This is a genomic window from Nocardia sp. NPDC004718 (assembly GCF_053601535.1).
Genome location: NZ_JBSGCA010000114.1, coordinates 1 through 5,859, shown reverse-complemented (window position 1 = coordinate 5,859; position 5,859 = coordinate 1). Strand labels below are relative to the sequence as shown.

General features: G+C 67.2%; 6 protein-coding genes. 2 read left to right on the top strand and 4 right to left on the bottom strand.

The features are described 5' to 3' along the window. Nucleotides 1-867: 867 nt before the first annotated feature. Entirely contained in the window at nt 868-2,046 is a 1,179-nt protein-coding gene (locus ACWEH3_RS35550; protein ID WP_355081520.1) for an acetyl-CoA C-acetyltransferase, read from the bottom strand. Between the two features lie 127 nt (nt 2,047-2,173). On the opposite strand from ACWEH3_RS35550, the gene mce reads away from it, so the two are divergent. Next, nucleotides 2,174-2,647, top strand: a complete 474-nt coding sequence (gene mce / locus ACWEH3_RS35545) for a methylmalonyl-CoA epimerase (RefSeq protein WP_450026618.1) — start codon at nt 2,174-2,176, stop codon at nt 2,645-2,647. An 86-nt stretch (nt 2,648-2,733) separates the two neighbouring features. Then, nucleotides 2,734-3,735: a coiled-coil domain-containing protein gene (locus ACWEH3_RS35540; RefSeq protein WP_159842720.1), complete on the top strand. Its 1,002-nt coding sequence runs from the start codon at nt 2,734-2,736 to the stop codon at nt 3,733-3,735. A gap of 99 nt (nt 3,736-3,834) precedes the next feature. Here ACWEH3_RS35540 and ACWEH3_RS35535 read toward each other — a convergent pair whose 3' ends face one another. From ACWEH3_RS35535 to ACWEH3_RS35525, 3 genes are read right to left on the bottom strand one after another with little or no spacing between them, the layout of a single operon-like run. Then, nucleotides 3,835-4,143 (bottom strand): ATP/GTP-binding protein, encoded by a 309-nt coding sequence (locus ACWEH3_RS35535; RefSeq protein WP_450026615.1) that lies wholly within the window; start codon nt 4,141-4,143, stop codon nt 3,835-3,837. Nucleotides 4,144-4,190: 47 nt separating this feature from the next. Next, a complete protein-coding gene (gene nucS / locus ACWEH3_RS35530) occupies nt 4,191-4,880 on the bottom strand; it encodes an endonuclease NucS (RefSeq protein ID WP_450026613.1) in 690 nt (229 codons plus the stop codon). A 37-nt stretch (nt 4,881-4,917) separates the two neighbouring features. Beyond that, on the bottom strand, nt 4,918-5,649 hold the full coding sequence (locus ACWEH3_RS35525; RefSeq protein WP_450026611.1) for a rhomboid-like protein: 732 nt from the start codon (nt 5,647-5,649) through the stop codon (nt 4,918-4,920). Nucleotides 5,650-5,859 lie beyond the last annotated feature (210 nt).

Genomic DNA, 5,859 nt, shown 5'->3' with positions numbered 1-5,859 from the left:
CTCCTTCGTCGCGTACGCGACGAAGGAGCAAGCGACGGCCGCGCACACGCGAGCCGGGCCGCGAACGGCGGATGCTCGGTCTCGCTTCGCTCGAAAGACGTGGTTGCGGTGCGCTGGGTGCGTCGGCATGCGAACTCGAGACCACGACCACGACCACGACCACGTGAACGGACGGCCGCCGTAGCGGGGCGTCACGTGCTCGGGCCCGCACAGTCGTTGCGGCGGTACACGACGCTCGAGGCCCGCACAGTCGTTGCGGCGGTACACGGTGCTCGCCCCTTCGCCACCCACGCGGCTGCGCGCAAACGTCGGCCGGGCCGCGAACGGAACAGGCTTGGTCTCGCTTAGCTCGAAACCCGTGGTTGAGCTGGGGCGGCTGCGTGATTCGGTGACCTGCCGACCGTGATTTCGTTTCCAGCGGGTCGTGAGGTGACCGCCACTGACTACCCTTCCCGCGAAGGCCCCTCGCTTTCTTCGAACGCGCTGATCGGCCGGTGCAATCCCAACATCGGTCACCTTCCGATCGCAGCTGCGTATGGCACCAGTAGCGAAACGACTGTTTCGGGCGAAGTGCGCCACGGACGACGCGACCACTACTACGCCAGCCGAGTTCCCACCCGGCGATCCGCAGCCGCGCACCCTGGGCGGTAGTCGGACGACGCGACAAGGCTGCCCCTGCCGCCCGCAACCGCATTGCTCCCCGATGGCACGGCGACCGCTGCCTACGACTCGCCACGAGCCCAGCGGCCGCTCGTCGACCCGATCTGTCACCTTGCGATGGCTGGTGGTCCTCAGCAGAACGACCGATGGCCGCCCACGTCGGGGCGGCCATCGGCACGATTCGGCGCGGGCATCGCCCCGCCGAACTCAGACGCGAACGATCAGCGCGTCACCCTGTCCGCCGCCGCCGCAGAGCGCGGCCGCGCCGACGCCGCCGCCGCGGCGCTTCAGCTCCAGCACCAGGTGCAGCAGGATGCGGGCGCCGGACATGCCCAGCGGGTGGCCGATGGCGATGGCGCCGCCGTTGACGTTCACCTTCTCCGGATCGATGCCCAGCTTGCGGGTGGAGGCGATGCCGACGGCGGCGAACGCCTCGTTGATCTCCACCAGGTCCAGGTCGGCGGGCGAAATGCCCTCGCGGGCGCAGGCTTTGGCGATCGCGTTGGCGGGCTGGTCCTGCAGCGTCGAATCCGGACCCGCCACCACACCCGCCGCACCGATCTCGGCGATCCAGCTCAACCCCAGCGACTGCGCCTTCTCCTTGCTCATCACCACGACCGCCGCGGCTCCGTCGGAGATCTGCGACGCGGTGCCCGCGGTGATGGTGCCGTCCTTGCGGAACGCCGGACGCAACTTACCCAGCGACTCCACCGTGGTGTCGGCGCGAATGCCCTCGTCCGTGGTCACCAGCACCGGATCGCCCTTGCGCTGCGGCACCGCGACCGGGACCACCTCGTCGTCGAACACGCCGTTCTTCCACGCCGCCGCCGCACGCTGGTGCGAAGCCGCCGCGAACGCGTCCTGATCCTCCCGGCTGATCCGATCGGCCTCGTTGCGCGCTTCGGTCAGCGCACCCATGGCCTGATCGGTGAAGATGTCGTGCAGGCCGTCGTAGGCCATGTGGTCACGCAGCGTCACGTCGCCGTACTTGAAGCCCTCCCGGCTCTTCTCCAGCATGTGCGGCGCCCGGCTCATCGATTCCTGGCCACCCGCGACGACGATCTCGTACTCACCCGCCCGGATCAGCTGGTCGGCCAGCGCGATCGCGTTGATGCCCGACAGGCAGACCTTGTTCAGCGTCAGCGCGGGCACGTCCATCGGGATGCCCGCCGCCACCGCCGCCTGCCGTGCCGGGATCTGCCCCGCGCCCGCGGTGAGCACCTGACCCATGATCACGTAGTCGACCTGGTCGGGCGCGACACCGCCCTTCTCCAGCGCCGCCTTGATCGCGAACCCGCCCAGATCGGAACCGCTGAAGTCCTTCAGACCTCCGAGCAGCCTGCCGACCGGGGTACGCGCACCGGAGACGATCACGGAAGTGGTCACGACGAGCCTCGCATTCGTAGATCGGACCTGCTCGCGCCCACACCGGGCAATGCGAGAGCAGGTGTTCTACTCAACGGTAGCGGGTGCGTCACGCGCGCCCCGTGCCAGGTCGCGCTACTTTCGAATGGTGAGCAACGTTATCGAACAGTCATCTTTCATCCCTGCGGACTACGTGACCGCGGTGGACCACGTCGGCATCGCGGTGCCGGATCTGGACACCGCGGTCGCCTGGTACGCGGAGAACCTCGGCATGGTCGAGACCCATCGCGAGGTCAACGAGGCTCAGGGCGTGCACGAGGCCATGCTTTCGCTGCCCGGCGCACCCGACCGCGCCACTGCCCTGCAGTTGCTGGCACCGCTCGACGCGGAATCGACGATCGCGAAGTTCATCGACCGCAGCGGGCCCGGCTTGCAGCAACTGGCCTACCGGGTGACCGACATCGAGGCCGTCTCCGCGTACCTGCGCGCCAAGGGTCTGCGTTTGCTGTACGAGGCTCCGCGGCACGGAACGGCCGATTCTCGCATCAATTTTATCCACCCGAAGGATGCTGGAGGTGTGCTGATCGAGTTGGTCGAACCGAACGCGAATGTTACGCACTAGTATCGGCGTCAGGTCGGGAAAACTCGTTGGAATGACATTCGCAGTCGAGTCACCATCGGCTGTCTTCAGGCTGTAGTTTGTGTGCCATGTCGTCACCCGAGTCCGATCGCAATCGCTTCGTTGCACTGCCCTTCACCGTTGTGCGCAAGGGTTATGCGCAAGACGAGGTGCGTAATTACTTCGACCGCTTCGACGCGGAACTGAGAGTCACCGCCACCGACCGCGATGCGGCTGCGGCACAAGCACGTAACCTCGCGAGCCAGCTGGAAGACGCGCGCGACGAGATCGACGAACTCCGCAAGGAGGTCGACCGACTCTCGGTGCCGCCGACCACCGCGGAAGGCATGTCCGACCGCATCTCCCGCATGCTCCGTCTCGCCTCCGACGAGGCGTCCGAGGTCCGTGCCCTGGCGCAGGCCGAGGCCGCGGAGATGGTGTCGATCGCCGAGCAGCAGGCCACCGAGATGCGTGGCAAGTACGAGTCGCTGCTCGCGGAGACCAAGGAGAAGCGCGAGGCGCTCGAAATCGAGTTCGAGCAGACCCTCGCGAACGCACGCACCGAGTCCGCCAAGATCATCGAGGCCGCTCAGGCCGAGGCCGACCGCATCGCGAAGGAAGCCGACGCGAAGCGCAAGGCCACCCAGCAGGACTTCGAGGCCACCATGGCCGAGCGTCGCACCAAGCTCACCCGCGCCATGGAAGAGCTGGAAGCCACCAGCCGCGCCGAGGCCGCCCAGCGGATCAAGGACGCGACCGACGAGGCCAACCGCCTCATCACCTCCGCCACTCAGACCTCCGAGCGCAAGATCGCGCACGCCAAGGAACTGGCCGAGGAGATGCGCGTGCTGCGCGGCCGCGTGCTCGCCCAGCTGCTCGGTATCCGCGGTCAGCTCGACTCGGTGCCCGCGATGCTCGCCGCGGTCAACCGGGAAAGCGAATTGCTGGACGGCGTTCCGGATCAGCGCAAGTCGATCGGCGGCAACACCAAGTCGGTCACCGGTTCCCGTCAGAAGGCGATCCCCGAGGTCGCCACCGAGGACGACGATATCGACTCGGAAGAGCGCGAGAGCGCCGACATCAGCAACTGACGTCGGACCGCGGCGACTACAGCAAAACTGAACCGAATTCACCGAAGGCCGCCCCAACCGGGGCGGCCTTCCTTAATTCCGCACCCGGTTTACTGGGCATCAGGACCAGCGCCGGGTGATCTTCCGAGTACGACGACCGTTCCAGCACCCGCGATGCCAATGCCTGCGGTCGTCTTCCCCGCCATGAGCGGGCCACGCGACGATGTGCGCGACGCCGGGCGGGATCTCGTGGTCACAGCCCGGGCAGCGGTAGGTCTTCACAGCGCGGGTGCCCGGAATGGTGCGGACCACATAAGTCTCATCGCCGTCCGGGCCTGATTCGGTCCGTCCGAAGACATCGCCGATCGGCCCGCCTCCCGACCGCGAGTGACCAGCGTGGCGATCCGAACGCGGTTTCCGGCGGGGCATGCGACAAGCCTATTACTCGGCCGCGTGCGCCCCGCACGCCCCCGAGTTCAGAATAAGCGGAATTCGTTGCTCTCCGTGCCGCGCAGGGCGTCGTAATCGAGTGTGAGACAGCGGATGCCGCGATCCTCGGCGAGCGTGCGCGCCTGCGGCTTGATCTGCTGGGCGGCGAAAACGCCCGCCACCGGAGCCAGCAGCGGATCCCGGTTCAGCAACTCGAGGTAGCGGGTGAGCTGTTCGACGCCGTCGATCTCACCGCGCCGTTTGATCTCCACCGCCACGGTGCCGCCGTCGGCGTCCCGGCACAGCAGGTCCACCGGGCCGATCGCGGTCATGTACTCGCGGCGGATGAGTGTGTAGCCGGTGCCGAGCGTATGCACGTGCTCGGCCAGCAGCTCTTGGAGATGAGCCTCCACACCGTCTTTCACCAAGCCCGGGTCGACGCCGAGTTCGTGCGAGGAGTCGTGCTCGATGTCCTCGATGGTGATGCGAAGTTCCTCGCCGGCCTTGTTGGCGACGACCCACAGCCCCTTCGCTCCCTCCGGGAGCTGCGCATCGCCGTTGCGTTCCTCCAGCCAGCAAGGCGGGCTCATCCAGTTCAGCGGCTTGTACGAGCCGCCGTCGGAGTGCACGAGCACCGAGCCGTCCGCTTTCACCAGCAGTAGCCTGCGGGCCATCGGAAGATGGGCGGTGAGTCGCCCTACGTAGTCGACCTGACAGCGAGCAATCACTAGGCGCACCCAAGCACTGTAGGCGAACGCCCGCACGCCCCTGTCGTCAGCCCATGAGCAGAATCGCCGCGAGAACCACGCTGACGGCGAGCAAAGCGCTTTCGATCCGGGTCAGCCGTCGGCGGGTGGTCGTCCTGGCCCAGACCATGCAGAACCCGACCACGGTGCCGATCATCAACGCCACCATGTGGCCGACCTGGGTGAAGGTGTGCTCGATGAGCACACCCTCGACCGCGACGATGAACCACAGCGTCGACCAAGCGGCGCGCCACCGGTAGGGCAGGGCGGCCACCAGCGCGCCGACCAAAGCCATGGCGCCGTAGCTGACACCGACGTCCTCGGCCCAGCGGATGCTCGTGGGCACCCATCCGGCCTCAACACCCACCCACAGGCCCGCCGCGACGAACAACGTGGCGCCGATGTGGCCGGCCAGGAAAACCCGCACCAACCGCAACGCGCCGAAGCGCAGTTCGGCGAGAGCGAGCAGACAGGCGAGCAGCGGGATGATCACCCACGACCCGACGACATCGCCGATCACGAACGCGCTTGCCAGCAACGTCCCGATCCGGCCGTCCAGCAGGTTGTGCAGGTTCGTGCTCGCGTGCAGAACCACCCTCGCCTGAGCGGAGTCGCTCAGCACGGAGAAGATCGCCGAGACGACGACCAGCCCCGCCAAGTACACAGCCGTCGCGGGCAGCCTCGGCCGCCACCAACGCGGTCGCGTCGAGGTGGCGGGGGCTGGCGGCACCGGATGACCCGGCGTCGTCGCGACGACCATAAATACCTCCGTTGTTCGCGCGGGACAGCGATCCGTCCCCACCATCCATCATCGGCGTCCGCGCGCTGCGTGTGCTTGTAGTTCCCTATGAAACTGCTGCGAAACGTTCTCGTCTCATGAACGACGAAAGGCCCTCGACGGTGTCGAGGGCCTTTCGTGAAAGGATGTTCCGGCGGTGTCCTACTCTCCCACACCCTGTCGAGTGCAGTA